This is a genomic window from Streptomyces sp. NPDC051214 (assembly GCF_040682375.1).
Classification (GTDB): Bacteria; Actinomycetota; Actinomycetes; order Streptomycetales; family Streptomycetaceae; genus Streptomyces.
Genome location: NZ_JBFBAT010000005.1, coordinates 71,583 through 96,069, shown reverse-complemented (window position 1 = coordinate 96,069; position 24,487 = coordinate 71,583). Strand labels below are relative to the sequence as shown.

The 24,487-nt window shown below is 69.0% G+C and carries 25 protein-coding genes; 10 read left to right on the top strand and 15 right to left on the bottom strand.

Annotated elements, in window-relative coordinates:
- Nucleotides 1–47: 47 nt before the first annotated feature.
- Nucleotides 48–2,312 (bottom strand): transglycosylase domain-containing protein, encoded by a 2,265-nt coding sequence (locus tag AB0M70_RS14365; protein ID WP_365819989.1) that lies wholly within the window; start codon nt 2,310–2,312, stop codon nt 48–50.
- A gap of 237 nt (nt 2,313–2,549) precedes the next feature.
- Here AB0M70_RS14365 and AB0M70_RS14360 point away from each other — a divergent pair, with 237 nt between their 5' ends.
- The 3 genes from AB0M70_RS14360 (at nt 2,550) to AB0M70_RS14350 (ending at nt 6,186) form a co-directional block, all read left to right on the top strand.
- A complete protein-coding gene (locus AB0M70_RS14360; RefSeq protein ID WP_365819987.1) occupies nt 2,550–3,077 on the top strand; it encodes a PadR family transcriptional regulator in 528 nt (175 codons plus the stop codon).
- A complete protein-coding gene (locus AB0M70_RS14355) occupies nt 3,074–3,760 on the top strand; it encodes an ABC transporter ATP-binding protein (protein WP_365819985.1) in 687 nt (228 codons plus the stop codon). The genes AB0M70_RS14360 and AB0M70_RS14355 overlap by 4 nt, the downstream gene beginning before the upstream one ends.
- 107 nt (nt 3,761–3,867) lie before the next feature.
- Nucleotides 3,868–6,186: an FtsX-like permease family protein gene (locus AB0M70_RS14350; protein WP_365820673.1), complete on the top strand. Its 2,319-nt coding sequence runs from the start codon at nt 3,868–3,870 to the stop codon at nt 6,184–6,186.
- A 48-nt stretch (nt 6,187–6,234) separates the two neighbouring features.
- Here AB0M70_RS14350 and AB0M70_RS14345 read toward each other — a convergent pair whose 3' ends face one another.
- On the bottom strand, nt 6,235–7,173 hold the full coding sequence (locus AB0M70_RS14345) for a LysR substrate-binding domain-containing protein (protein ID WP_365819983.1): 939 nt from the start codon (nt 7,171–7,173) through the stop codon (nt 6,235–6,237).
- Nucleotides 7,174–7,302: 129 nt separating this feature from the next.
- Here AB0M70_RS14345 and AB0M70_RS14340 point away from each other — a divergent pair, with 129 nt between their 5' ends.
- Nucleotides 7,303–7,857, top strand: coding sequence for a peroxiredoxin (locus AB0M70_RS14340; RefSeq protein WP_361832984.1), 555 nt, complete (start codon nt 7,303–7,305; stop codon nt 7,855–7,857).
- Nucleotides 7,858–7,872: 15 nt separating this feature from the next.
- Nucleotides 7,873–8,403, top strand: a complete 531-nt coding sequence (locus tag AB0M70_RS14335; protein WP_365819981.1) for an alkyl hydroperoxide reductase — start codon at nt 7,873–7,875, stop codon at nt 8,401–8,403.
- A gap of 136 nt (nt 8,404–8,539) precedes the next feature.
- Here the strand turns inward: AB0M70_RS14335 and AB0M70_RS14330 are convergent, their stop codons facing one another.
- The 4 genes from AB0M70_RS14330 to AB0M70_RS14315 all read right to left on the bottom strand — a co-directional run bounded on the left by AB0M70_RS14330 (nt 8,540) and on the right by AB0M70_RS14315 (nt 13,580).
- Nucleotides 8,540–9,907: an AI-2E family transporter gene (locus AB0M70_RS14330; protein WP_365819979.1), complete on the bottom strand. Its 1,368-nt coding sequence runs from the start codon at nt 9,905–9,907 to the stop codon at nt 8,540–8,542.
- A 126-nt stretch (nt 9,908–10,033) separates the two neighbouring features.
- Nucleotides 10,034–10,780: a lytic transglycosylase domain-containing protein gene (locus AB0M70_RS14325; protein ID WP_365819977.1), complete on the bottom strand. Its 747-nt coding sequence runs from the start codon at nt 10,778–10,780 to the stop codon at nt 10,034–10,036.
- A 387-nt stretch (nt 10,781–11,167) separates the two neighbouring features.
- Entirely contained in the window at nt 11,168–12,490 is a 1,323-nt protein-coding gene (locus AB0M70_RS14320) for a PhoH family protein (protein WP_365819975.1), read from the bottom strand.
- 328 nt (nt 12,491–12,818) lie between these two features.
- Entirely contained in the window at nt 12,819–13,580 is a 762-nt protein-coding gene (locus AB0M70_RS14315; protein WP_365820672.1) for an isoprenyl transferase, read from the bottom strand.
- Nucleotides 13,581–13,733: 153 nt separating this feature from the next.
- Between AB0M70_RS14315 and mgrA the strand changes: the two genes are divergently transcribed.
- Nucleotides 13,734–14,771: an L-glyceraldehyde 3-phosphate reductase gene (gene mgrA, locus AB0M70_RS14310; protein ID WP_365819973.1), complete on the top strand. Its 1,038-nt coding sequence runs from the start codon at nt 13,734–13,736 to the stop codon at nt 14,769–14,771.
- A gap of 15 nt (nt 14,772–14,786) precedes the next feature.
- On the opposite strand, the gene AB0M70_RS14305 is transcribed toward mgrA, so the two are convergent.
- A complete protein-coding gene (locus AB0M70_RS14305) occupies nt 14,787–15,272 on the bottom strand; it encodes a hypothetical protein (RefSeq protein WP_365819971.1) in 486 nt (161 codons plus the stop codon).
- A 283-nt stretch (nt 15,273–15,555) separates the two neighbouring features.
- On the opposite strand from AB0M70_RS14305, the gene AB0M70_RS14300 reads away from it, so the two are divergent.
- The gene (locus AB0M70_RS14300) at nt 15,556–15,885 is read left to right on the top strand and encodes a DUF192 domain-containing protein (RefSeq protein WP_365819969.1); all 330 of its coding nucleotides are present in this window, start codon (nt 15,556–15,558) and stop codon (nt 15,883–15,885) included.
- Between the two features lie 270 nt (nt 15,886–16,155).
- Here the strand turns inward: AB0M70_RS14300 and AB0M70_RS14295 are convergent, their stop codons facing one another.
- Nucleotides 16,156–16,503: a helix-turn-helix domain-containing protein gene (locus AB0M70_RS14295; protein WP_365820671.1), complete on the bottom strand. Its 348-nt coding sequence runs from the start codon at nt 16,501–16,503 to the stop codon at nt 16,156–16,158.
- A gap of 145 nt (nt 16,504–16,648) precedes the next feature.
- Here AB0M70_RS14295 and AB0M70_RS14290 point away from each other — a divergent pair, with 145 nt between their 5' ends.
- Nucleotides 16,649–17,857 (top strand): winged helix DNA-binding domain-containing protein, encoded by a 1,209-nt coding sequence (locus tag AB0M70_RS14290; protein WP_365819967.1) that lies wholly within the window; start codon nt 16,649–16,651, stop codon nt 17,855–17,857.
- Between the two features lie 35 nt (nt 17,858–17,892).
- On the opposite strand, the gene AB0M70_RS14285 is transcribed toward AB0M70_RS14290, so the two are convergent.
- A complete protein-coding gene (locus tag AB0M70_RS14285) occupies nt 17,893–18,648 on the bottom strand; it encodes a class I SAM-dependent methyltransferase (RefSeq protein WP_365819965.1) in 756 nt (251 codons plus the stop codon).
- A gap of 300 nt (nt 18,649–18,948) precedes the next feature.
- Between AB0M70_RS14285 and AB0M70_RS14280 the strand changes: the two genes are divergently transcribed.
- Both AB0M70_RS14280 and AB0M70_RS14275 read left to right on the top strand, forming a co-directional pair.
- Nucleotides 18,949–19,500, top strand: coding sequence for a hypothetical protein (locus AB0M70_RS14280; protein ID WP_365819963.1), 552 nt, complete (start codon nt 18,949–18,951; stop codon nt 19,498–19,500).
- Between the two features lie 23 nt (nt 19,501–19,523).
- Nucleotides 19,524–19,970, top strand: a complete 447-nt coding sequence (locus AB0M70_RS14275) for a hypothetical protein (protein WP_365819961.1) — start codon at nt 19,524–19,526, stop codon at nt 19,968–19,970.
- Nucleotides 19,971–19,991: 21 nt separating this feature from the next.
- Here AB0M70_RS14275 and AB0M70_RS14270 read toward each other — a convergent pair whose 3' ends face one another.
- From AB0M70_RS14270 to AB0M70_RS14245, 6 genes are all read right to left on the bottom strand, one after another.
- Nucleotides 19,992–20,666, bottom strand: a complete 675-nt coding sequence (locus AB0M70_RS14270) for an OmpA family protein (protein WP_365819959.1) — start codon at nt 20,664–20,666, stop codon at nt 19,992–19,994.
- Between the two features lie 3 nt (nt 20,667–20,669).
- Nucleotides 20,670–21,278: a hypothetical protein gene (locus tag AB0M70_RS14265; RefSeq protein WP_365819957.1), complete on the bottom strand. Its 609-nt coding sequence runs from the start codon at nt 21,276–21,278 to the stop codon at nt 20,670–20,672.
- A gap of 32 nt (nt 21,279–21,310) precedes the next feature.
- Nucleotides 21,311–21,919, bottom strand: a complete 609-nt coding sequence (locus AB0M70_RS14260; protein WP_365820670.1) for a pilus assembly protein TadG-related protein — start codon at nt 21,917–21,919, stop codon at nt 21,311–21,313.
- Nucleotides 21,916–22,134, bottom strand: a complete 219-nt coding sequence (locus AB0M70_RS14255; protein ID WP_365820669.1) for a hypothetical protein — start codon at nt 22,132–22,134, stop codon at nt 21,916–21,918. The genes AB0M70_RS14260 and AB0M70_RS14255 overlap by 4 nt, the downstream gene beginning before the upstream one ends.
- 499 nt (nt 22,135–22,633) lie before the next feature.
- A complete protein-coding gene (locus AB0M70_RS14250; RefSeq protein ID WP_365819954.1) occupies nt 22,634–23,524 on the bottom strand; it encodes a DUF5936 domain-containing protein in 891 nt (296 codons plus the stop codon).
- 21 nt (nt 23,525–23,545) lie between these two features.
- Complete coding sequence (locus AB0M70_RS14245; protein WP_365820668.1) at nt 23,546–24,487, bottom strand: type II secretion system F family protein; 942 nt, start codon at nt 24,485–24,487, stop codon at nt 23,546–23,548.

The window sequence follows — 24,487 nt, the reverse complement described above, 5'->3', positions numbered from 1 at the left end:
GCGCCGGAAGCATCCGCTTCCGGCGCCTTCGCCGTGCCGTGTGGCCGTCAGTCCCTGCCGGGCCGCCCGTTCGGGTTCTCCGGGATCTCGATGGAGTCCGACGGGTCCGGCTCCTCCGGATCGTCCGTCGGGTCCTGCGTGGTCGGGTCGTCCGTCGGCGGCTCGGTCGTCGGGGTCTCGGTCGGCTTGTCCGTCGTCGGGTCGTCCGTCGGCGGCTTCGTCGTCGGGTCCTCGGTCTCCGAGGGCTCCTCCGTCGGCTCCTCGGGGGCCTGCGTGGTCGGCTCCGGGGGCGGTGCGATGGCCGCGCCCATCGAGGTGTCCAGGTCGAACTCGCTGGGCGAGCCCATCGCGTCGAAGGTGTACGCCGCCCAGATCTGCGCCGGGAAGCTGCCGCCGTCGACGCGCGGCAGACCGCCCGCGCCCTTCATGGAGACCTGCTTGGACTGCTCGGCGGTGCCCGCCGCGCCCTCGCCGAACAGGCCGACGGAGGTGACCAGCTTCGGCGTGTAGCCGGTGAACCAGGCCGACTTGTTGTCGTCGGACGTACCGGTCTTGCCCGCCACGTCCTGCACGGGGCTGCGCACCGCGCGGCCCGTTCCGTCGTCGACCACGCCGGTCAGGACCGAGGTGAGCGAGTCGGCGGTGCCGCGCTTGACGACCTGCTCGCCGATCGCGTCCGGCAGTTCGATCGAGCGGTCCTTGTGCTCGACGGACGCCACGATCTGCGGGGTGACCTTCTTGCCGTGGTTGTCGAGCGTCGCGTAGACGCCCGCCATCTCCAGCGGGCTCGCGCCCATGGTGCCCAGGGTCTGGGCGGGCACGGCGGGCAGATCCTCGACGTCCATGCCGAGCTTGCCCGCGGTCTCCAGGACGTCGTCCATGCCGACGTCCACGCCCATCTGCGCGAAGACGGAGTTGATGGACTTGTTCATCGCCTTCTGGACGGTGACAGGGCCGTAGCTCTTGTCGTCCTCGTTCGGCGGCGCGAAGGCGACGTCGCTGCCCTTGACCGGGCGCTCGCTGGTGCCGTCGTAGACCGTGCTCGCCGTGATCGGCCGGCCGGACTGCGTCGTGGCGCCCTTCTCCAGGGCCGCGGCGAGGATCAGCGGCTTGAAGGTGGAGGCGGGCTGGTAGTCACGCCGGGTGGCGTTGTTCGTGTAGTGCTTGACGTAGTCCTCGCCGCCGTACATGGCAAGGACCTTGCCGGTCTTGGGGTCGACGGACGCGGCGCCCGCCTGCACCCGGGCGTCGGCCTTGCGCTTGTCGGGGTCGAGCTGCTTGTTCAGCTTCTTGTCGACGGCCTTCTCCAGAAGCTGCTGCTTCTTCTTGTCGATGTTGAGCGTGATCGTGTAGCCGCCCGCGTCGAACTGCTCCTCGCTGAGGTGCCCGGCCTTCATGACCTCGGCCTTGGCCTCCTTCACGAGATAGCCGGCCTGGCCCTCAAGGCCGGGCGCGGCCTTGGGCTCGTCCGGCTTGTCGAAGGTCAGGCCCTCGCGTTCGCTCGCCGACAGCCAGTTCTCCTCGACCATGTTGTCGAGCACGTAGTTCCAGCGGGCCTTGACCAGCTTCTTGCTGGCGGGCGTGGCGGAGCTGTAGTCGTACTGGCTCGGGGCCTGGAGGAGTGCGGCGAGGTAGGCGCCCTGCGTGACGTTCAGCTTCTCGGCGTCGATGCCGTAGTACGCCTGGGCGGCGGCCTGGATGCCGTAGGCGCCGCGGCCGTAGTAGCTGGTGTTGATGTACCCGGCGAGGATCTTGTCCTTGCTGCTGTTCTGGTCCACCTTCAGCGAGATGACCAGTTCCCGGAACTTACGGGTCACCGTCTGGTCCTGCGTCAGGTAGTAGTTCTTGACGTACTGCTGGGTGATCGTCGAGCCGCCCTGCTTGCCCTTGCCGGTGACGGTGTTGATCAGGCCGCGGGCCGTGCCCTTGAAGTCGACGCCCTTGTCCTTGTAGAAGGACTTGTTCTCGGCGGCCACGAACGTGCGCTGCACCTTCTTGGGCACCTTGGCCAGGTCGACGACCTCGCGGTTCAGCTCGCCCGTCCTGGCGATGACATCGCCGTTCTTGTACTTGTAGACGTTGCTCTGGAGCTTGGCCGCGGCGTTGCCCTCGGGCACGTCGACCATCATGTAGAGGACGACGAAGCCGAGCATGCCGAGCAGGCAGAGCCCGAAGAACGTCCCGAGTATCTTCTTCAGCGTGAAGAAGCGGCGTATGCCCGTGCGCTTGGGCTTGCCGCCACCGGCTGGGCGTACGCGCGCTGCCCGGCGCGCGCCGCGCTGCCGCGCCTGTCGCTCTTCCGCTCGGCCCATGGCTCTGAGTGCTCCGCTTCCGTCTAGTCCACATGCGTACGTCGAGTCAGCTCATGAAGCTAACACCGCACCCTGGGACAAACTCCTGCCGATCCGGTCTTTTCCGGACGTGACAATGAGCACCTGTCCCTGATTACCGACGAACGCAGGACCGCAAAGGTTGCCCGGCTTTCGAACCTGTGAGCTCCTCGTGACAGGTATACATGGCACGTATACACACGGTGTAGAGTGCTCCGCATGTCCATCGGTCACACCCTCCTCGGCCTTCTTGAGTCGGGCCCGCGCCACGGCTACGACCTCAAGCGCACCTTCGACGAGAAGTTCGGGCACGACAAGCCACTGCACTACGGGCAGGTCTACTCGACCATGTCCCGCCTCCTGAAGAACGGCCTCGTCGAGGTCGACGGGATAGAGGCGGGCGGCGGCCCCGAGCGCAAGCGGTACGCGATCACGGACGCCGGCATCACCGATGTCGAGCGCTGGCTCGCCACCCCCGAGAAGCCCGAGCCCTACCTCCAGTCGACCCTCTACACGAAGGTCGTCCTCGCACTCCTCACCGACCGCGACGCCTCGGAGATGCTTGACGCCCAGCGCGCCGAACACCTGCGCCTGATGCGCATACTCACCGACCGCAAGCGCAAGGGCGACCTCGCCGACCAGCTGATCTGCGACCACGCCCTCTTCCATCTCGAAGCCGATCTGCGCTGGCTGGAACTCGCCGCCGCACGCCTCGGCAAGCTCGCCCAGGAGGTCCGCTCCGCATGACCCCCGCCGGTTCCCTTCTCACCGCCTCCGGGCTCCGCAAGGCGTACGGTCCGACCACCGCGCTCGACGACGCCGAGTTCTCCATCCACCCCGGCGAGGTCGTCGCCGTCATGGGCCCCTCCGGCTCCGGCAAGTCCACGCTCCTGCACTGCCTCGCGGGGATCGTCAAGCCCGACTCCGGCTCCATCACGTACAACGGCCGCGAGCTCACGGGCCTGCCGGACGCCACGCTGAGCGCCCTGCGCCGCAGCGAGTTCGGCTTCGTCTTCCAGTTCGGGCAGTTGGTCCCCGAGCTGACGTGCGTGGAGAACGTCGCGCTGCCGCTGCGGCTCAACGGCGCCAGGCGCAAGGACGCCGAGGCGACCGCCCGTACCTGGATGGAGCGCCTGGAGGTCGACGACGTCACCGGCAAGCGGCCCGGCGAGGTCTCCGGCGGGCAGGGCCAGCGCGTCGCCGTGGCCCGCGCGCTCGCCACGAGCCCGCGCGTGCTCTTCGCCGACGAACCCACCGGCGCCCTCGACTCCCTCAACGGCGAGCGCGTCATGGAGCTGCTCACCGACGCCGCGCGCTCGACGAACGCCGCCGTGGTCCTGGTCACGCACGAGACGCGGGTCGCCGCCTACTCCGACCGCGAGATCGTCGTACGCGACGGCCGGTCGCGGGACATGGAGCGGGCGATATGAGTCTCGACTCGCGCACCAGGGCCAAGACGGCTCCCCGGCCGCCGCTCGCCGACGCCACCGCGACGGTGTCCAAGGGGGGACCCCGCGCCTTCGTCCGCGACCTCGCCATGGGCATCCGCTTCGCCGTCGGCGGCGGCCGTGAGGGCTGGACGCGCACCCTCCTGACGGCCGTCGGCGTCGGCCTCGGCGTGGCCCTGCTGCTCGGCGCCGCGTCCGTGCCCACGCTGCTCCAGCACCGCGAGGACCGCTCGGTGGCCCGCTCGGCCGAGGACCAGTTCTCCGGCAAGAAGGTCGAGCGGTCGGACTCCACGGTCCTGCAGCGGGACGTTCCCACCGACTTCCGCGACGCGACGGTGAGCGGCCGCGTGCTGCGTGCCGACGGCGCGCACCCCGCCCTGCCGCCCGGCCTGGAGAAGATGCCGGCGGACGGCGAGATGGTCGCCTCGCCCGCCCTGCGCGAGCTCCTGGACAGCTCCGAGGGCGCCCTCCTGAAGGAACGGTTCGGCGACTACCGGATCACGGGCACCATCGGCGACGCGGGCCTGACCAACCCCAGGGAGCTCTACTACTACGCCGGTTCCGACGCCCTCACCCCGGCCAAGGGCGGCCACCGCGTGGCGGACTTCGGCTACAAGGAGCCCGCGGAACCCCTGGACCCGCTGCTGATCGTCCTGGTCGTCCTGATCTGCGTGGTCCTGCTGACCCCGGTGGTCATCTTCATCGGCACGGCCGTCCGCTTCGGCGGCGACCGGCGCGACCGGCGTCTTGCCGCGCTGCGTCTGGTCGGCGCCGACGCCCACAGCGTGCGGCGGATCGCGGCGGGCGAGGCCCTGTGCGGCGCGCTGCTCGGCCTTGCGCTCGGCGGTCTGTTCTTCCTGGGCGTGCGCGAGGTGATCGGCACCCTCGAAGGGTGGAAGATCAGCGCCTTCCCCTCCGACGTGGTGCCGGTGCCCGCCCTCGCCGTCCTCATCCTGCTCGCCGTGCCGGTCACCTCCGTCCTGGTCACGCTGATCTCGCTGCGGGCCGTCTCCATCGAGCCGCTGGGCGTCGTGCGCAGCACCAAGCCCCGCAAGCGCCGCGTGTGGTGGCGCGTCGTGATGCCGCTCGTCGGTCTCGGCATCCTGCTCGTGTCGGGCCGGGTCAGCGGCGACTACGCCCCGCCGGTCTTCGCCATCGGCGCCGGCGCGACGCTCACCCTGGTGGGCCTTGCGGTGCTGCTGCCCTGGCTCGTGGAGACCAGCGTGGCGCGGTTGCGCGGCGGCGGGCCCGTGCCCTGGCAACTGGCCACCCGCAGGCTTCAGTTGAGCAGCGGTACGGCGGCACGTGCGGTCAGCGGCATCACGGTCGCGGTGGCGGGTGCCATCGCCCTGCAGATGCTGTTCGTCGCGATGCACGACGACTTCAACACGACGACGGACAACGACCCCGGCCGGGCCAAGATCTCGGTCCGCGCGGACGTCGGCGACGGCGCGCTCGCAGGGCGGATGATCGAGAAGTTCCGCGCCACCAAGGGCGTCAAGAACGTCATCGCCACGACCTCCTCGTACGTCGTGCGGCCGGGCAAGCTGGAGAGCGGCGAGGACTTCCGGCCCCTGACGGAGCTGACGGTCGGCACCTGCGCGAACCTGCGCGAGCTGGCCCGCATCGGCTCGTGCCGGGACGGCGACACCTTCGTCGTGCACACCGGCAACAAGAGGCTGAACGCGTGGGTCGACAAGTCGGCCCGCCCCGGCAAGCCGATCGACCTGAGCGTCGACAGCTGGGACGACCCCGGCAAGCGGCACGTCCCCTGGACACTGCCCGCCGACGCCCGCACGGTCACGGCCCGCCCCGACCCGGGCGGCGACCTGCACGACGGCATCTACGCGACGCCCGGCGCGATCGACATGTCCAAGATGAAGGACGCGTCGACGACGGCGATGATCCAGGTGGACCCCAAGTCCCCGGACGCCGAGGAGTACATCCGCAACACCGCGGCCCACGTCGACCCGTTCCTTCAGGTGATGACGCTGCGGTCGGTCGAGCGCGACAAGCAGTACGCCACCATCCAGAAGGGCCTGCAGATCGGCGCGATGGCCACGATGGCGCTGATCGCGGCGTCCATGCTGGTCTCGATGATCGAGCAACTGCGGGAGCGCAAGCGCCTCCTCGCCGCCCTCACCGCGTTCGGCACCCGCCGCGCGTCGATGGCGTGGTCGATCCTGTGGCAGACCGCGATCCCGGTGGCGATCGGCCTCGCGCTGGCCGTGGCGGGCGGGCTCGGCCTCGGCTGGGTCATGGTCCGCATGATCGAGAAGTCGGTCACCGACTGGTGGCTCTTCGCTCCCCTGACGGTCGCGGGGGCCGCGCTCGTCGCCGTGGTGACGGTGCTCAGCCTGCCGCCGCTGTGGCGCATGATGCGCCCGGACGGCCTGCGCACGGAGTAACTCCCGCTCCAGGGGCGGCAGGTACGGCGGTACGTTGCCGGTGCGGGGTCACACCACCCGCACCGGCAACGGCTTCACGGCCCCCCGCATCGCCGCGGCGAGCGCCTCGTACTCCGCCGCGCGCGCGGCGCCCGTACGCATCGCCAGGGCGATCCGCCGGGTCGGCGCCGGGTCCGCGAAGTACCCGGTGAGCAGCTGATTGCTGCGGCTGGTCTCGACGCGGACCGCGGTGCGCGGGAGCAGCGTCACACCGAGCCCGCCGGCCACCAGCTGTACGAGGGTGGAGAGCCCGGCGGCCGTCGTGGTCACCGGGGCGTCCGCGCGCCCGGCCTCCCGGCAGATGTCCAGGGCCTGGTCGCGCAGGCAGTGCCCCTCGTCGAGCAGCAGCAGGTTCAGCTCGCGCAGGGCTTCGCGCGGGATTCCCTCGCGTCCGCCGAGCCAGTGGTCGAGCGGCGTGACGAGCACGAAGTCCTCGTCGAACAGCGGGAGTTCGGTGACGCCGGGCACGCCGAGCGGCACGGCGAGAAGGAGCAGGTCGAGACGCCCCGCCCCGAGCCCCTCAATCAGCGACGAGGTCTGCTCCTCATGCACTTGGAGGTCCAGGTCCGGGTACTTCTCGTGGACGAGCCCGATGAGCGTGGGCAGCAGGTAGGGCGCCACGGTCGGGATCACGCCGAGCCGCAGCGCCCCGGTGAAGGGCGCGCGTACCGCGTCCGCCTCCTCCATCAGCGCCCCGACCTCTTCGAGCACGGCCCTGGCCCGCACCGCGAGGCGCTCACCGGCCGACGAGAGAAGGACCTTGCGGGTCGTACGCTCGACCAGGGTGACACCGAGTGTCTCCTCCAGGGCGGACACGGCGCCGGAGAGCGCCGGCTGGCTCATCCCTATTGCTACCGCCGCGTCCCTGAAGTGCAGATGTTCGGCCACGGCCGCGAAGGCGCGCAGCTGCGCCAGGCTGGGCTGCTTGCCCCTATTTATGGCTCTCACTGATAGCCACCTCCGATCAACAGAACAGAGTGTAGCTATTTCCCTAATCAATGCACTCTGTGCCACGATCGACAGCAGTCCAACCCCCTGGAGCCCCTTACCCGGGTTCCTATGCTGCAAGGAGAGTCCGTGCTCACTGTCGGTGACAAGTTCCCCCAGTTCGATCTGACCGCCTGCGTCTCCCTGGAGAAGGGCGCTGAGTTCAAGCAGATCGACCACAAGACCTACGAGGGCAAGTGGAAGATCGTCTTCGCGTGGCCCAAGGACTTCACCTTCGTGTGCCCGACCGAGATCGCCGCCTTCGGCAAGCTGAACGACGAGTTCGCTGACCGTGACGCCCAGATCCTCGGCTTCTCCGGTGACTCCGAGTTCGTGCACCACGCCTGGCGCAAGGACCACCCGGACCTGACGGACCTGCCCTTCCCGATGCTGGCCGACTCGAAGCACGAGCTCATGCGTGACCTCGGCATCGAGGGCGAGGACGGCTTCGCGCAGCGCGCCGTCTTCATCGTCGACCAGAACAACGAGATCCAGTTCACGATGGTGACCGCCGGTTCCGTGGGCCGTAACCCCAAGGAGGTCCTCCGGGTCCTCGACGCCCTCCAGACCGACGAGCTCTGCCCCTGCAACTGGACCCAGGGCGACGAGACCCTCGACCCGGTCGCGCTGCTCTCGGGCGAGTGAACGGAAGGTACTGACATGGCACTCGACGAACTGAAGTCCGCCGTACCGGACTACGCCAAGGACCTGAAGCTGAACCTCGGCTCGGTCATCGGCAACTCGGACCTGCCGCAGCAGCAGCTGTGGGGCACGGTGCTCGCCTGCGCGATCGCCTCCCGCTCCCCGAAGGTGCTGCGCGAGCTGGAGCCCGAGGCGAAGGCGAACCTCTCCCCCGAGGCGTACACCGCCGCCAAGTCGGCCGCGGCCGTCATGGCGATGAACAACGTCTTCTACCGCACGCGCCACCTGCTCTCCGACCCGGAGTACGGGACGATGCGGGCCGGCCTGCGGATGAACGTCATCGGCAACCCGGGCGTGGAGAAGGTCGACTTCGAGCTGTGGTCGCTCGCGGTCTCCGCGATCAACGGCTGCGGCCAGTGCCTGGACTCGCACGAGCAGGTGCTGCGCAAGGCCGGCGTGGACCGCGAGACGATCCAGGAAGCCTTCAAGATCGCCGCCGTGATCCAGGCGGTCGGCGTCACGCTGGACTCTGAGGGATTCCTGGCGTAGTCGCCTCGAGCCCAACTGAGCGGCCCCGCCCAGCTTCTGCTGGGCGGGGCCGCTTTTCGGTTACACCGTGGTGCGCGTACCGGAATCACCGGCTTCGCCGAGTTCGTCCTCAAACGCCGGACGGGCTGAACTCTGCCTACCCGCCCGCACCCGGCGACGGGGAAGCCGGAGGCTCCACCGGGGCGACGTCCACCGCCGTCGCCCCCCGCGGCTGCGGCGCCTGCTTCAGCGCGGCCTCGCGGGAGTACGCCCGCAGGTAGCCCACCACCGTGTTCGTCACGGCGACGAGCGGCACGGCCACCACCGCCCCGCCGATCCCGGCGACAAGACCGCCCGCGGCCACCGAGAGCACCACCGCCAGCGGATGCACCCGTACGGCACGGCCGAGGATGAACGGCTGCAGGATGTGACCCTCGATCTGCTGCACGGCAAGGACCACGACCAGGGTCATCACACCGGTGAAGACGCCCTGCGTCACCAGGCCCACCACCACGGCGAGCGCGCCCGAGATGACCGCGCCCACCAGCGGGATGAACGCGAACAGGAAGATGAAGACGGCCAGCGGCACCGCCATCGGCACCCCGAGGAAGTAGATCCCGAGCCCGATGAAGATCGCGTCGATCAGAGCCACTATCACCGTGCCGCGCACATAGGCCGTCAGCGTGCGCCAGGCACGCGGCCCCGCGCCCGCGATGCCGGGCCGCGCGGGCGCCGGGACCAGCTTCAGGACCCACTGCCAGATGCGCTTGCCGTCGTACAGCAGGAAGAGCGTGGAGAACATCGCGAGCAGGATGCCCGTCATGGCCTCCACGATGACGGTGACGCCTTCGAGGCCCGCCGACGTCAGTTCCTCGGTGTTCGCCCCGACCGCCTCGCGCAGGCTCTTGGCGATGTCGTTGATCTGGTCCTCGGTGACGTGGAACGGGCTGGTGAGCAGCCAGTTGCGCAGATCGTCGATGCCGTCCTGGACCTGACTGGAGAGCGTGTCCGCGTTGTCCATGACCTGCCAGACAACGAACCAGCCGACCAGGCCCATGATGACGAAGCCGAGCACGGCCGTCACGACCGTCGCGAGCCCTCTCGGTAGTCCGAGCCGCTTGAGCCGGGCCACCGTGGGCTGGAGCATCGCGGTGATGAGCAGCGCCGCGACGAAGGCGAAGACGACGAGCTGCACGGCGCTGATGACCTTCATAAGGACCCAGAGCGTGCCCGCGAGCACGAGAAGGCGCCAGCCGGCCTCGGCCGCGACCCGCATCCCCCACGGAACCGCCGCGACGGGGTCGGGGCGTGCCGCCACGTCCGGGGCGTACGAGGGCGGGGCGGGCACGACCTGCTCCTCCGCGGCCGCGTCGCCCTCGGCGGCGGCGGCCTCGTCGGCGTAGGACCGCCGCGAGGTCCTGATGCCGTCCTCAGGGCCGGAGTCGGGCTCGTCCCGCCCCATCCGCTCCCCCATCTGCGACAGCCCGGCACCGAGCCTGCCGATCCACCCTGGCACTCGCGACATGATCCGTCCTCTTCCCCCGTCTTGCCCCACCACTCCCCCCTGGAAGTTGTCGGAATGACCGTACACGGCTGAGACCCCCCACCGAAGGACGGTGAGGGGCCTCAGAAAGGTTGAGCGATACGCGGCTCAGTACCAGTTGTTCGCCTGCCAGAAGTCCCAGGCTCCGCACGGGCTTCCGTAGCGGTCGTTCATGTAGCCGAGGCCCCACTTGATCTGCGTGGCGGGGTTCGTCTGCCAGTCGGCACCGGCCGAGGACATCTTGGAACCGGGCAGCGCCTGGACGAGGCCGTAGGCACCCGAGGAGGGGTTGCTGGCCTTGTAGTTCCAGGTGGACTCGTGGTTGACGATGTTGCTGAAGCACTGGAACTGGTCACCGGGGACCATCTGCCGTGCCATCGCCTGGACCTGCGAGACGGAGTACGAGGACTGCGGGGCGAAGTCCGAGGCGTCGCGCGCGGAAGAACGGCTGGCCTTGGTCTCGGCCTGGTCGCGCTCCTTCTTGGCCGCGGCCTTCTCCGCCTTCTCGGCGGCCTCGGCCTTCTCCGCGGCCTTCTGCTTCGCGATCGCCGACTCGGCGGCCTTCTTGCGGGCCGCTTCTGCCGCGGACTTCTTCGCGGCCGTGTCCGCAGCCATGGCCTGTGCGTCGGCCTGCTGCGTCAGGGACGCGGTCTGCACCTGGGCCTGCTGACCCGCGGGGATGTCTGCGAGGAGTGTCGCGTCGCTTGCTGTCGCCTCGAAGTCGTTGTCATTCGAGGCGCCCGGGGTGCTGCCCGAGGCGACACCGACAACAGCGCCGACGGTGGTGACCGCGGTGGCGGATGCCACGGCGAATCCCCGGACCGAAATCCGGCTCACACGGTTTCCTTCCAGCATCGCCCGCTAGGTGACCTCGCGGACGCAATCTTGCCCCTGACGCTGGCCTCCGCTTGGTATCGGTCACGGGAGGCACGGGCCCGGTGGGCAACTCCCGTGACGGGAGCGCCGCGTGGTGCTCGGGCGGCATGCGACGGCCACTATGAAGTTCTGGGTTTCCTGTGTTGCCGTACCCCTGGGGGTACACGTGTGTCGCATGCGGGGCCTGACAGGACCCAGACTCTGCCCCAGCCGGATGCCGCAAGGCAATTCTCCGTGCCGTGTGAAAGCTCACACCTCGTTTGCCCCAGGAGTTTTTCGGAAAAGGGCGGACGCCATGACGCCGCCCGGCTAAGCTCCTTCGCTTCGCCGGGCGGCGCCAACTACCGCGTAACCAGGGTGAACTGGTCAGATCTGGCCGTCCTCCAGCATTTCGGTCACCAGCGCCGCGATCTGCGAACGCTCCGATCGGGTGAGCGTGACGTGGGCGAAGAGCGGATGGCCCTTCAGCTTCTCGACGACGGCAACTACCCCGTCGTAGCGCCCCACTCGGAGGTTGTCGCGCTGGGCGACGTCATGGGTCAGGACGACCCGGGAGTTCGCTCCGATCCTGGACAGAACGGTCAAAAGGACGTTCCGCTCCAGGGATTGGGCCTCGTCGACGATCACGAACGCGTCATGCAACGAGCGCCCGCGGATATGGGTGAGAGGGAGCACTTCGAGCATCCCGCGCGCCGTCACCTCCTCGATGACCGCCTTGCCCGCGACCGAGCCCAGCGTGTCGAAGACCGCCTGGGCCCAGGGGCCCATCTTCTCGGCCTCGGTGCCCGGCAGATAGCCCAGCTCCTGCCCGCCCACCGCGTACAGCGGCCTGAAGACCATCACCTTCTGGTGCTGGCGGCGCTCCAGGACCGCCTCGAGTCCCGCGCAGAGCGCCAGGGCCGACTTGCCGGTGCCCGCCCGGCCGCCCATCGACATGATGCCGATGTCCGGATCGAGCAGCAGATCCAGCGCGATGCGCTGCTCCGCACTCCTCCCCTTGAGGCCGAAGGCCTCCCGATCGCCGCGTACGAGACGGACATTGCCCTCGGCCGTGACACGGCCCAGCGCCTTGCCCCTCTCCGACTGGATGGTGAGGCCCGTGTGGACGGGCAGGTCGGCCGCCTCGGGCACATACAGGGTGTCCTCCTCGAAAAGGAGGTCCACCTGTTCGCCGGAGAGGGTCAGTTCGGACATTCCGGTCCAGCCGGAGTCCGTGATGGCGAGCTCGGCGCGGTACTCCTCCGCGAGGAGGCCGACCGAGGACGCCTTGATCCTCAGGGGCAGATCCTTCGACACGACGGTGACGTCGTATCCCTCTGCCTGGAGGTTGCGCGCTACGGCGAGAATCCGTGAGTCGTTGTCCCCCAACCGGTAGCCGGCCGGAAGCACGCCGGGATCGGAGTGGTTGAGCTCGACGCGCAGCGTGCCGCCCAGGTCGCCGATCGGGATCGGCGCGTCCAGGCGACCGTGCCTTACCCGGCAGTCGTCCAGGAGGCGCAGGGCCTGCCGGGCGAAGTAACCGAGCTCGGGATGGTGCCGCTTCGCCTCGAGTTCCGTGACCACGACGACGGGCAGCACGACTTCGTGCTCGTCGAAGCGGTACATGGAGTTCGGGTCAGCGAGCAGAACGCTGGTGTCGAGAACATAGGTGCGCCTGTCGGGCATGCGGCGCTTTGTGCTGGTCACCACGGAAGGACGTACCCCCTCGGATGAGGTCGGGGAGCGACGGGAAGGATGCCGGGAGAAGTCCGGACCGGTCTCGTGCCGCATGCGCGGGCCGAGCTCCGGCCCTCCACTTCGCCCGTACTCACCGCACGGTCGTCCTGGTGCAAAGGGCCTCCCGGGCGGACGGCCCCATGCCGTCCGCTGAGATACGACATCCGTGAATCGGATGTCGACCTGGAAGGCTTATTCCCTCGAACGTGCGCAGCCATGCCAGGGCATATGACGGCGCGTCCGTGAACTCTGGGTTACTCGCGCCCCACCGACACGAGCACCTCGCGTGCCCCGTGGGCCGTCAGCCGCCGTAGCGCCGGTGCCTGGCCGCGTAGTCACGCAGCGCGCGCAGGAAGTCGACCTTGCGGAAGGCCGGCCAGAAAACTTCACAGAAGTAGTACTCGGAGTGGGCCGACTGCCAGAGCATGAAGCCGGACAGGCGCTGCTCACCACTCGTTCGGATCACCAGGTCGGGGTCCGGCTGGCCGCGGGTGTAGAGGTGCTTGGAGATCAGGTCGACGTCGACGGTCTCGGCGACGTCCTCCAGGCTCGTGCCCTTATCGGCGTGGTCCAGGATCAGCGAGCGGACCGCGTCGGCGATCTCCTGCCGGCCGCCGTACCCGACGGCCACGTTGACCAGTATTCCCTTGTTGCCGTGGGTGGCCTGCTCGGCCTCCTTGAGGACGGCCTGGGTGCGGGCGGGCAGCAGGTCCATCGTGCCCACGTGGTGCACGCGCCAGCGGCCGTCGGTGGCGAGGCTGCGGACCGTGTCCTCGATGATGCCGAGGAGCGGGATGAGCTCCTGCTCGGGGCGGTCGAAGTTGTCCGTCGACAGCATCCACAGGGTGACGACCTCGACGTCCGTCTCGGCGCACCAGCCGAGGAACTCCTCGATCTTGTACGCGCCCGCCTGGTGGCCCTGTTCGGTGGTCCCGCCGGATGCCTTCGCCCAGCGCCTGTTGCCGTCGAGGATGACCCCGATGTGCTTGGGCACCTGATCGTGGTCGAGGCGGCCTTCCACCCGGCGTGCGTAAAGTCCGTACACCAGGTCGCGCAGGTTCACTTCTGTCAGCCCCTCCATGCAGATGGCAGTCCCCGAAGGCGAAAGCCTACCGCTGTGAGGGCGGGCCTCCGCCCTCGGGTGACGCGGTCCTCCGCCTCCCGGTGGAGCCGGGCCGGCCCTCGGAAGTTGCGTGGCTGAAGTAGCTTCATACCCATGAACGACACGTCTCTGTACCAAGCGGCAGCGGACCGTTACGACGCCATGGAGTACCGGCGCACGGGCCGCAGTGGCCTGAAGCTGCCCGCCGTCTCCCTCGGCCTGTGGCACAACTTCGGCGACGACAAGTCCCTGGAGAGCCAGCGCGCGATCCTGCGCCGCGCCTTCGACCTGGGCGTCACGCACTTCGACCTGGCGAACAACTACGGCCCGCCGGCCGGTTCGGCCGAGCTCAACTTCGGCAAGCTGTTCGCCCAGGACTTCGCCCCGTACCGCGATGAATTGGTCCTCTCGACCAAGGCGGGCTACCTCATGCACCCCGGCCCGTACGGCGAGTGGGGTTCGCGCAAGTACCTGCTGTCGTCCCTCGACGCCTCGCTCAAGCGGATGGGCGTCGACTACGTCGACATCTTCTACTCGCACCGCTTCGACCCCGAGACCCCGCTCGAAGAGACGATGGGAGCGCTCGCCTCCGCCGTGCGGCAGGGCAAGGCGCTGTACGTGGGTGTCTCCTCCTACAACAGCGAGCAGACCGCCGAAGCGGCGCGCCTGCTGCGGGAGATGGGCGTTCCCGCGCTCATCCACCAGCCCTCGTACTCGATGATCAACCGCTGGACCGAGGACGACGGCCTGCTCGACACGCTCGAGGACGCGGGCATGGGCTGCATCTCGTTCGTGCCGCTCGCGCAGGGCCTGCTCACGAACAAGTACCTGAAGGGCATCCCGGAGGGTTCGCGAGCCACGCAGGGCAAGTCGCTCGACCCCGACCTCCTGAGCGACGAGGTCGTACGCCGCCTCAACGGCCTGAACGACATCGCGGCCCGCCGTGACCAGTCGCTCGCCCAGCTGGCCCTCAACTGGGTGCTGCGCGACGAGCGGATGACGTCGGCGCTCATCGGCGCCTCCAGCGTGAAGCAGCTCGAGGAGAACGTCGCGGCGCTGGCGGGCCCGAAGCTCACCGAGGAGGAACTCACCGAGATCGACACCTTCGCGGTGTCGACGCCGGGGACGAACATCTGGGCCGGGCGCGGCTAGTCCTGGCGGAACGCCTCAGCCCGCGTATCCCTGCCCCGGGGCGGGGGTGCGCGGGCGCTTGAACCAGGCGCCCACGTCGCCGGGCGCCAGCAGGATGACCGCCGCGATCGAGCCGAGCAGCGCGAGGGCGCCGCCCGGGTTACCGCCGGCCAGCGCGCCGAGACCGAACGCGATCTGGACGCTCATCAGCACGATGCACGTCACCCGCACTCCGTTGCCCGCGTTCTGGAACGAGAAGGCGAAACCGGCGGCCACCAGCAGGCACACGTTCGCCCCTGCGGCCGCGCCCGCCGTCGTCGCGTCTCCCGAGGCGGCTATCGCGATGGAGCCGAGCACGGTGAGTCCGGCGAGGGCCCAGATGACGATCTGCGCGGCGCGGAGCGAACCAGGCATCTTCTGCGGGGCCATGGGGCCGTACCCGTAAGAGGGGAGGCCGGGCTGGGGGCCCACCTGCGGGCCTGCCTGCGGATCATGGGGCGGCGGAGGGAACTGGTTCGACATGTCCCTGACCATAACCGGCACAAAAAATCGGGCCGGTCCATGGGGGGGAGATGGACCGGCCCGAGGGGGGGTTTCCACCATAACCCTTCGTAAGGGAAGTCGCGCGCATCGGCGTGCCACAACTACTCTCCGAAATCGCGCGGCGACTGCGCGGCCCTGCTCCCACACCGCATTTCGGCCTTGGCGGCATATTCCGGCCCTGCGCGGCAGTAGCCCGTTGGAGGGACGGGGCAGGGGCGCCCGCTTGACGTGGCGGGCGTGGGGGCCGCTAGCTTCGGCCGGCATGGCGACGCTTCTGCTCCCGAACGGCCGGACCCTCCCCCTGGAGATCGCGGACTCCGCGGGCGCACGGCGGCGCGGCCTGCTCGGCCGTGACGGGGTGAGCGGGGCGATGCTTTTGAGCCCGGCGAGCAGCGTGCACACGGTGGGGATGCGGTTCGCCGTCGACGTGGCGTATCTGGACCGGGAGCTGCGGGTGCTGTCCGTGCGGACGATGCGGCCCTGGCGGATCGGCCGCCCCCGGCTGCGGGCCCGGCACGTCCTGGAGGCGGAGGCCGGGGCGATGGCGGGGTGGGGCGTGTGCCGGGGGGTACGGGTGGGGGTCGAGGTGTGACCCGGCCGAGCAGCAGGCCAAGAGATGCAGAGGGAGGGGGCGCGCGGGGCCGCGCAGCCCCCTCCACCGCGCGGCACCGCACACGTGGCTTTGCTCACGCGAATTCGCCTTGGTCTGAACTTACGTGATTCTCGCCGCCGGATCGAGCCAGTCCGGATAACGATGCGGAATCAACGCCACCTGTACCGGGATCACTTGGCTGGTTCGGCCCGCTCGCCACGCTTGGCTAACGATCGACCTCGGCAGGCAACCATCGGCCCGCTTTTCCCGTCAGGCGGCTTTGCCGTCCTTCTTGCACTCGCGGTTGGCCACCAGCTGCTGCATGTTCTCGTCGCCCCACACGCCCAGCGGGATCAGCGCCTCGTTCAGGGACGTGCCGAGGGGGGTGAGCGAGTACTCCACCTTCGGCGGCACCTCCCGGTACACCTCGCGATGGACGATGCCGTCGGACTCCAGCTCGCGCAGCTGCTGGATGAGGACCTTCTCGCTGATGCCGGCGATGTGCCGCCTCAGCTCGCCGAAGCGCAGCGTCCTGCCCGCGTAGAGCGCCCAGAGGATCATCGGCTTCCACTTGCCGCCGACGACGTCCACGGCGGCGTCGAGCCCACAGACGTACATCGCCTTGGTCTCCTTGCCGCTCTCCCCGGCACTCCCGGCGCCGCTCCCGCTCCCCGGATTACCCTCCGCGCCGCTCTTCGGCATGGTCCACTCCTCGTGTCCGCAGAGCCACTTCCCCCGTCGACAGTACCGAAGGAGACCCCCGATGAGCGCCCCTTCCACCGTCACGTGGAGTGCTGCCAACGCCCGGCGCATGGAGCGGCAGTTCCTACGGACTCCGGCGGCGCCGGGTGAGGCCGGACCCGGCGAGGTGGTCGACGCGATGCTCGCCGCGCAGGCCCAGGTGATGTCGGCCGCGGAGCTGTCGGTGGGGCTGCGGATGGACGGGGCGACCCGGCAGGACGTACGGGCCGCGTTGTGGGGCGAGGAACCGAGCCTGGTCAAGACGTACGGGCCGCGCGGCACGATCCACTTCCTGCCGACCGCGGAACTCCCGTTCTGGACGGCCGCGTTGTCCGCGATGTCGTCCGGACCGAGCCCGTTCAAGGCGGAGGACCGGCTGACGCCCTCCCAGACGGAGGAGATCGTGAGCGCGATCGGCGAGGCGCTGGACGGCGTCCGGCTGACCATCGACGAGCTGAGCGAGGAGGTCGTGGCGCGTACGGGGCCCTGGGCGGGCGACCTGGTGCTGCCCGCCTTCCAGGGGATGTGGCCGCGGTGGCGCTCGGTCATGCATCTCGCGGGCCACCGCGGGGTGCTGTGCTTCGCACCGAACCGGGGCCGCAAGGTGACGTACACGCGTCCGCCGCTGTCCGATGCCCCACAGCTCTCCGCGGGGGAGGCGACGGAGCAACTGGTCCAGCGCTTCCTGTACGCGTACGGGCCCGCGAGGCCGCACGAGTTCGCCAAGTGGGCGGCTGCGCCGGACGGCTGGGCGAGCGGTGTGTTCGCGACGCTGGCATCCGCCGGAAAGATCGAGGCGGTGGAGATGGAGGCCGTGGAGACGGAGGCGGCGGGCGCGGGGGCGAGTGGGACGGTGTCCGCGTGGGTGGTCGCGGAGGACACGGAGTTCGCGGGTGAGCCGGTGCGGGGTGTGCGACTGCTGCCGTACTTCGACGCGTACGTGATCGCCTCACACCCGCGGGCCGGCCTCTTCCCGGGCCGGGCGTACGAACGAGCACTGGCCGGGGGCCAGGCGGGCAACTTCCCGGTGCTGCTGATCGACGGAGTCGTGGCGGGAGTCTGGCACCAACGCCGCTCCGGCCGCCGCCTGACGGTCACGGTGGAACCTCTGAAGGCACTGAGCACCGCCGAGGGGCGGGAGCTGGCGGGGCAAGTGGAGCGGGTGGGGGAAGTGTTGGAGGGGGTGGCGGAGTTGGTGGTGGGGAAGGTGACGGTGGGGGCGCACGCGTAGGCCGGGGCTGCGGGCGCCACTGCTCCTCACCCTGTTTACCGCTTGCGGGCGTCGAAGAGGTGGCGGGTGCTGTGGGCGACGAAGGAGCCGTCGGTCTCGATCCGGTCGTGCAGTTCCCGCAGCCGCGACCAGTACCGCTCCACCGAGAAGTCCGGCACCATCCACACCACCTTGCGCAGGAAGTGGACGACGGCGCCGACGTCGTAGAACTCCATCCGCAGCCGTTCCGCCCGCAGGTCGACGATCTCCAGGCCCGCCGCTTCCGCCTCGGCCCGTTCGGCGTCGGGGTGGCGGGCGTTGCGCACGTCCTCGGGCTGCGGGCCGAGGAAGTACTCGACGACCTCGAAGGCGCTGGCGGGGCCGACGTGCTGGGCGAAGTACGTGCCGCCGGGGCGCAGCACGCGGGCGATCTCGTCGAAGTGTGCCTTCACCGGGTGCCGGCTGGTGACGAGGTCGAACGCCTCCGCCGCGAACGGCAGCGGCGCGTCCTCCGGCGAGGCCACGACCACCGCGCCGCGCGGATGAAGCAGCGAGGTCGCCTTGGCCACGTTCGGCGCCCACCCCTCCGTGGCGACGACGAGCGGCGGCAGGGAAGGCGCGGACGCGAGGACCTCGCCGCCGCCGGTCTGGATGTCGAGGGAGGCGGTGGCGTGCCCGAGCCGCTCTCCCATGGCGTGGGCGTACCGCCAGGAGGGCCGCTCCTCGGTGGCCCGCCCCTCGAACCACGAGAAGTCCCACCCCTCGGTCGGGGCCGACTCCGCTTCCGCCACAAGTACGTCGAAACCGCTCATGACCCGATCTTCGCATCACACAGGGTCACAACTCACGCGCATTTCCGCTGATGGTCGCCTCCGGCAGCGAAACCCTGGGCTGTGTTTCGTGACGCAAGGTCGTGGTCTTCCGCACCTCGCATTACTGGAACGTCTGCTTCCACTGCGGGGGCGGGCAGCGGGGCGGGGCGCAGGAAAGTCCCGGACCCGGGCACCACCGCCACCACGCATCTGCTTCACCGAGGCACAGACGCGCAGGTCAGGGTAGGCGTGCAGTCGAGTACGATCTTTGGCGACCAAGAACAAAATGGGGGAACGCAAATGCGCCTGAGCTCGACGACTCGCATCGCCGGAACCGTACTCGCCCTGTCCGCGGCGCTGCTGGCCACCGCCACTGCCGCGCACGCGAGCGCACGATCCGCGCACGAGGACGCCTCACCCACCGCGAAGCCCGGCATATCGACCAGGGCCGCGGTCGGCAAGTACAGCAAGCTCATCAATAAGTCGAAGCAGACGAACTACACGAACCAGAAGGACGAGATCGCCCGCTGTACGGCCCAGACCAAGGGCATGACGTGCATGATCAACAAGACGGCGTCGGCGACGCGCACCATTGACGCGGGTTTCGGCCTCAGCCGCGGCGCCGTCGCGGGCAGCCTGAACATCAGCCAGGCCAAGACCCAGTCCGTCGCCGTGACGTGCAGCTCCCCGGTGAAGAAGGGGCACTCGCTCGTCGCGTACCCGATCGGCACCCGGTACAAGTACAAGATCGAGAAGCACATCACCACGCCTCTCGACTACAAGGCCGGTACGAGCGGGTGGAAGCACGCCTTCAACCCGGCTCCCGCGAAGGTGAGTTGCAAGGTCAAGTGAGTGTTCTCCGCCCTGACCGAGCCATGCCCGCTCGACGCGGCGCGCGCAGCGTGTCGGTCCGTCGGCGCGTCGTGGCCGGGGCCGCTGCCATCGCCGTCGGCGGAGCCGCGATGCTGCTGAGCGGGTGCGGCAGCCACGACGACCCGGACACGCCCGCCCACGTGCCGGTCACCTCGTTCGTCGGTCAGACCGTCGCGCAGGTGGAAGAGGGGCTGCCGGCGGCCTCGTCGATGGTGTCGTACGACCTGTCCAAGCCGGTCACCGGTGAGAAGGCGACCTACGGCACCGCGAAGGACAAGGGGACGCACGCCGACTGGATCGTGGTGGCGGCATGCGCGGACACGAAGGACCTCGAGGACGACACCCGCCTCGCGGCCGGGGTCCTGCGCGCGGACGCGTACACGGACGCCATCGCGCGGGGCGCCAAGGACCATGCCTTCGACCGCTACTTGGCGGAGTGCGGCAAGTAGCTGGCCGCCGGTGGCCGCCGCCTAGCTCTGCGTCCCCGCGTCGCTTGCTCCTGTTTCTCCCCGGGGGAACGTGACCTCGACGCGGCGGTTCTTCTTGCGGCCCTGCTCGGAGGTGTTGTCCGCGATCGGATAGTCCTCGCTGTAGCCGCGTACGGAGTACGTGACCTCGGGGCCCAAGTAGCTCGCCAGCTTGTCGTGCACCGCTTCCGCGCGCTTGCGGGAGAGGGTCTTGCCGTGGCTGTAGGAGCCGAGGTTGTCCGTGAAGCCGAACACCCTGACGGTCGTCGCCTTCTGCGCCTTGGCCTCTTCCGCGATCGCCTTGATACGGGCGTTCGCCTCGGGGTTCAGCTTGTTGCTGTCCTTGGGGAAGAGGACTTCCGCCTGCAGCGCGAACTTCACGTCCGTGTTGGTGTCCTCGCGGCGTTCCTCGCCGCCGAGGTCCTCGACGACCGACTTGATGTCCAGCACCTTCGCCGGGGCAAGGGTCGCGCCATCGGCCAGCTTCAACCCCGGGCTGTTGGAGTCGACCTCGGGGGGCGGTGATGTGGTGGTGCTGCCCGGGGGTGCGCTGGGGTCTTCGTCGTCGGCGAAGGCTGGGGTGCCGGTGAGGAAGACCAGGGCTGTGAGGGTGACCGTCGCCGTCGCCGTCGCTGTGGCGAGGGTACGGGTGCGGGTGCGTGATCGTGGGTGGCCCATGGGTCACTCGCCCTCGGAGATCTCGATGGAGGCGGGGGGCATCGCTCCCACCTGGAAGGCGACCTTGGACGTGCCCTCCGGCGGGGCAGGGAACTGGGCATACCAGTCAGCGGTCTGGCCGGGCTTCACACCGCCGGTGAATTTGGTGCACAGGCACCGCCCCTCCGTGTCGCGGAGAACCAAGTACTTCTTCTTCCCCGCGTTGTCGACCAGGCTCGCCCCGGCCACCGATGACCCGTTCTTGTTCAGCTCGCGCTCTTCGCCTCGCCAGTTGGCCGCAGCCCAGAACTTGCCCCCACTGTTGGTCACCTTGCCGGAAACCGTGACGAAACCACCCTCATCACGGGTGGCGGACGAGACCGTGAGGGTGATGTTCTCCTCCCCCTTCACCTCTGCCAGCACCTGGTCCGTCGCCGGAGCTTTGGACTTCTCGTCCTTGCCCTCGTCGCCCTCACTGCTCTTGGTCGTCGCAGGTGACGAAGCGCCTTTCTCCGGCTTGTCATCACCGCCGTCGTCCCCACCACCACAACCGGCGACCGCAAGGACCAGCCCAGTAGTGATCGCCACAGCGGTCATTGCCCTGCGGGTCTTTTTGGTGCGCCGAATGCTCATCGGTACGGATTCCTTCTTTCGTCGGCCACTCATCAGTCAGCCAGGTGAACAGAGAAGAGAACGGACGCATCCGGAAGATCGTCCAGCTCGAAGTCTTCCGGATCGATCTCGATGGATTCGCCGCCGTCGCATTCGAATTCCACGGCCTTCTCGGGGTCCGCCGAAGGAGCAACATCGCAGCGCGGCTTGATGATGGCGGTGGCTTCGGCCCGGGCGTGCTGGGACTCCGTACCGGGGATGATCGAATCCCCCACCGTGTAGTTGGTCTCGATCTCCGCTCGGAACCCCGGAAAGCCGTTCACTTCGGCCGGGCCGAAGCCGATGACAGACGAGTCGTTGTCCGCAGCCAGCGCGTCCGCCGCACCTTCGGCGCCGTCACCGTCGAAGTTGTCGCCGGCGAGCCAGTCGAGCCAGTCGTCGCCCTCGCCGATGGACGCCCCCAGCCCGTCGACAAGTTCCTCTCTTGCCTCCTGCGCGGCCGCCAACGCAGCGGCGTCCGCAGCGGATTGAGCCCCGTTCCGCGCGGATGCGGCTTGCGCGAACGCGAAGAACGCGAACGCAACAAAGAGCAGAATCCCCGTCACCCAGATGTAGATGGGGAGAGTCTGCCCTGTGTCATCGAGGCGACGACTGCGCCTCAGCCGCCGATCACGTCCGACACCGCGTCCTGGATCGCTCCGGAGATCTGGCCGTCGAGACCCAAGCCGTCGATCAGAACGAAGATCCCCGCAATAAGAATCATCAACCCCGCATACTCCACAAACCCAGCCCCCGCATCCCGCTCCCTCCCCCGAACCCGGGAAGTCACGGTCACCGTCCAGTCGATCCAGACTCTGAGTACGCGTTCCTTCAGCACGACGGCCCCTTCTTTCCCACCCGATACACGCACACGTACACGCATCCGTACTCGCGCCCGCATCGCGGAACACACCGCGAATCGCACTGCCGGCGCAACCGATTCCGACGCCGCTGTCGTCATAGGCAACGTACGCGAGATCTTGTGACCCAACAGCCACTCTCCGCAACCAATACCTTCTGGTGCGCGGAAGTTGGCGAGTTCCCTTCCCCGGTGGCGAGGTCATCACGCGCCTCGGGGGCTTGCGGTGGAGGTACCGGTCGGGTCGTTCGGTGGTTGCTTGCGGTTCACGACTTCCCCTTCCGCGCGTAGCGTGAACTCAGCTTTTGCAAAGGTCAGTTGCGGGATCGCAGGGCGGGCGAAGCCGCGCCCGGGGGGACTGGGGCGATTCTGCCCTTCGGGTGACTGTCCCATATTCAGTTGCACGCGCGAAGTGGTTTCGGCGAGTGGCTTGATATCGGCGTCTGGCCCGCAGTGGTCCGGAGCGGTCATGGCTTCCTCACTTTCCCAGGATCGAGCCGAAGTCCGAGCCCGAGCCGAGAAACATTCCCGCCGCGATCAGAATCATCGTGGCCGGAAGCATGAAGACCAGCGTGACCATCGTTGCCTTGGGGATCGTCTTCGCCGCCCTGCGGCGGGAGTTCTGCGCGTCCGTGCGGCGCATGTCCGTGGCCAGTTGGATCAGTGTGTCCGCGATCGGTGATCCCAACTCCTCGCCCTGTTGGAGTGCCGAGACGAACTGGGAGACCTGTTCGGAGGCGTTCCTGCGGCGCAACTCGTCGAAGGCCTGTCTGCGGCTCACTCCCATGTCCATCTGGCGGAGCGTGATGCGGAGTTCGTCCGCCCAGGGGCCCTCGTAGCGTTCCGCGACCCGGTCCAGTGCCTGGCGGAAGCCGAGGCCCGCCGAGACCACCACCGCGAGTACGTCCAGGAAGTCCGGGAGCGTGCGGTCGATGACCTCGCGCCGTTCCCGTATCGCCTGCCAGATCAGCGCGTCCGCCGCCGTCACGCCGAAGGCGAAGGTCAGGAGGCCGAAGAGCGAGGCGCCGTTGGTGAGGAACACCAGGCCCATTACCACGCCGAAGATGCCGTAGACCGCCCTGCGTGCCGCATAGCGGTCGATCGTCAGGCCTCCCGGGTTGCCGGCCATGTCGATCTTGCGGCGCTTGGCGTCCACCCGTTTCGGGCCCATCAGGCGCAGGACCAGGGGGGCGAAGCGTATGCCCAGGCGGTCCACCGCCGACCCCGCCGTCGATACGCGGGTGGCGCCGACCTCCAGGGCTATCGCCAGGTCCGAGGGGAGTTTCGCCTCCGCCCGGTACATGCGGATGCCCTGGCACACTCCCGCCACCGCCAGGCCCATCACGGCCGCCATCGCCAGAGCGAACATGTCCACCTCTCCTCCCCCTCCCTACACTTCGATCTTGCCGAGGCGTCTGATCACGAAGAAGCCCACCGCGTACAGGCCCAGCGCGATCAGGATCAGCGTCTGTCCCATCGGTGAGCCGGTCACCCGGGCCAGCGCGCCCTCGTTGGACGAGTTGATGAGGAGCAGCGAGCCGAGGCCGAGGAGCGGGACCGTGAACGCCGTCGCGTGCACCTCCGAGAGCATCGTGCGGACCTCGCGTCGCGTCTCCTTGCGGTCCTCCAGGGTCTGGGTGAGGTTCCGGAGGGAATTGACCACCGAGCCGCCCGCCTTGTTGGAGAGGACCAGGGTGGTGACGAGGACGACCAGTTCGCGGGACGGGAGACGTGCCGCCAGTTCGCCCAGGGTGTCGTCGATCGAGCGTCCCAGGGTCAACTGGTCCGCCACCATGGACAGTTCCTCGCCCGCCGGGGACTCCAGTTCCTCCGCCGCCATCGCCAGGGAGGTGCGCAGGGCCAGGCCCGCCGCTGTCGCGTTGGCCAGGATGCGGGCCACGTCCGGGAGTTGGTTGATGAACGCCTCAATGCGTTTCTGGCGTTGCCAGTTGAGGAAGACGACCGCGCTCCAGACCGCCACGATGCCCGCGATCGGGCCGAAGAACGGGGCCAGCGTGGCCGCCGCCATGAGCCAGAGCGCGGCGACGACCGCCACGACGTAGATGAAGAATTCGCCCGCCGTGAGGTCGAGTCCCGTCGCCGAGAGGCGCAGGTGGATGGCCCGGCCGAGGCGGGTGCGGCGCAGGCGGCGGTCGACGGCCGAGAAGCGGCGGCCACGGCCGGCGGCGTCGGCCGTGCCGGGGCCGATCGACAGGCGGTCGACCAGTTCCTGGCGCTGGGCGCGGCCCGAGGCGTACGCCTGGACTCCCGCGACGGCGAGCGTGCAGGTCAGGATCGTCGCGCCGATGGCCAGGAGGGCAGGGTTGTCCAT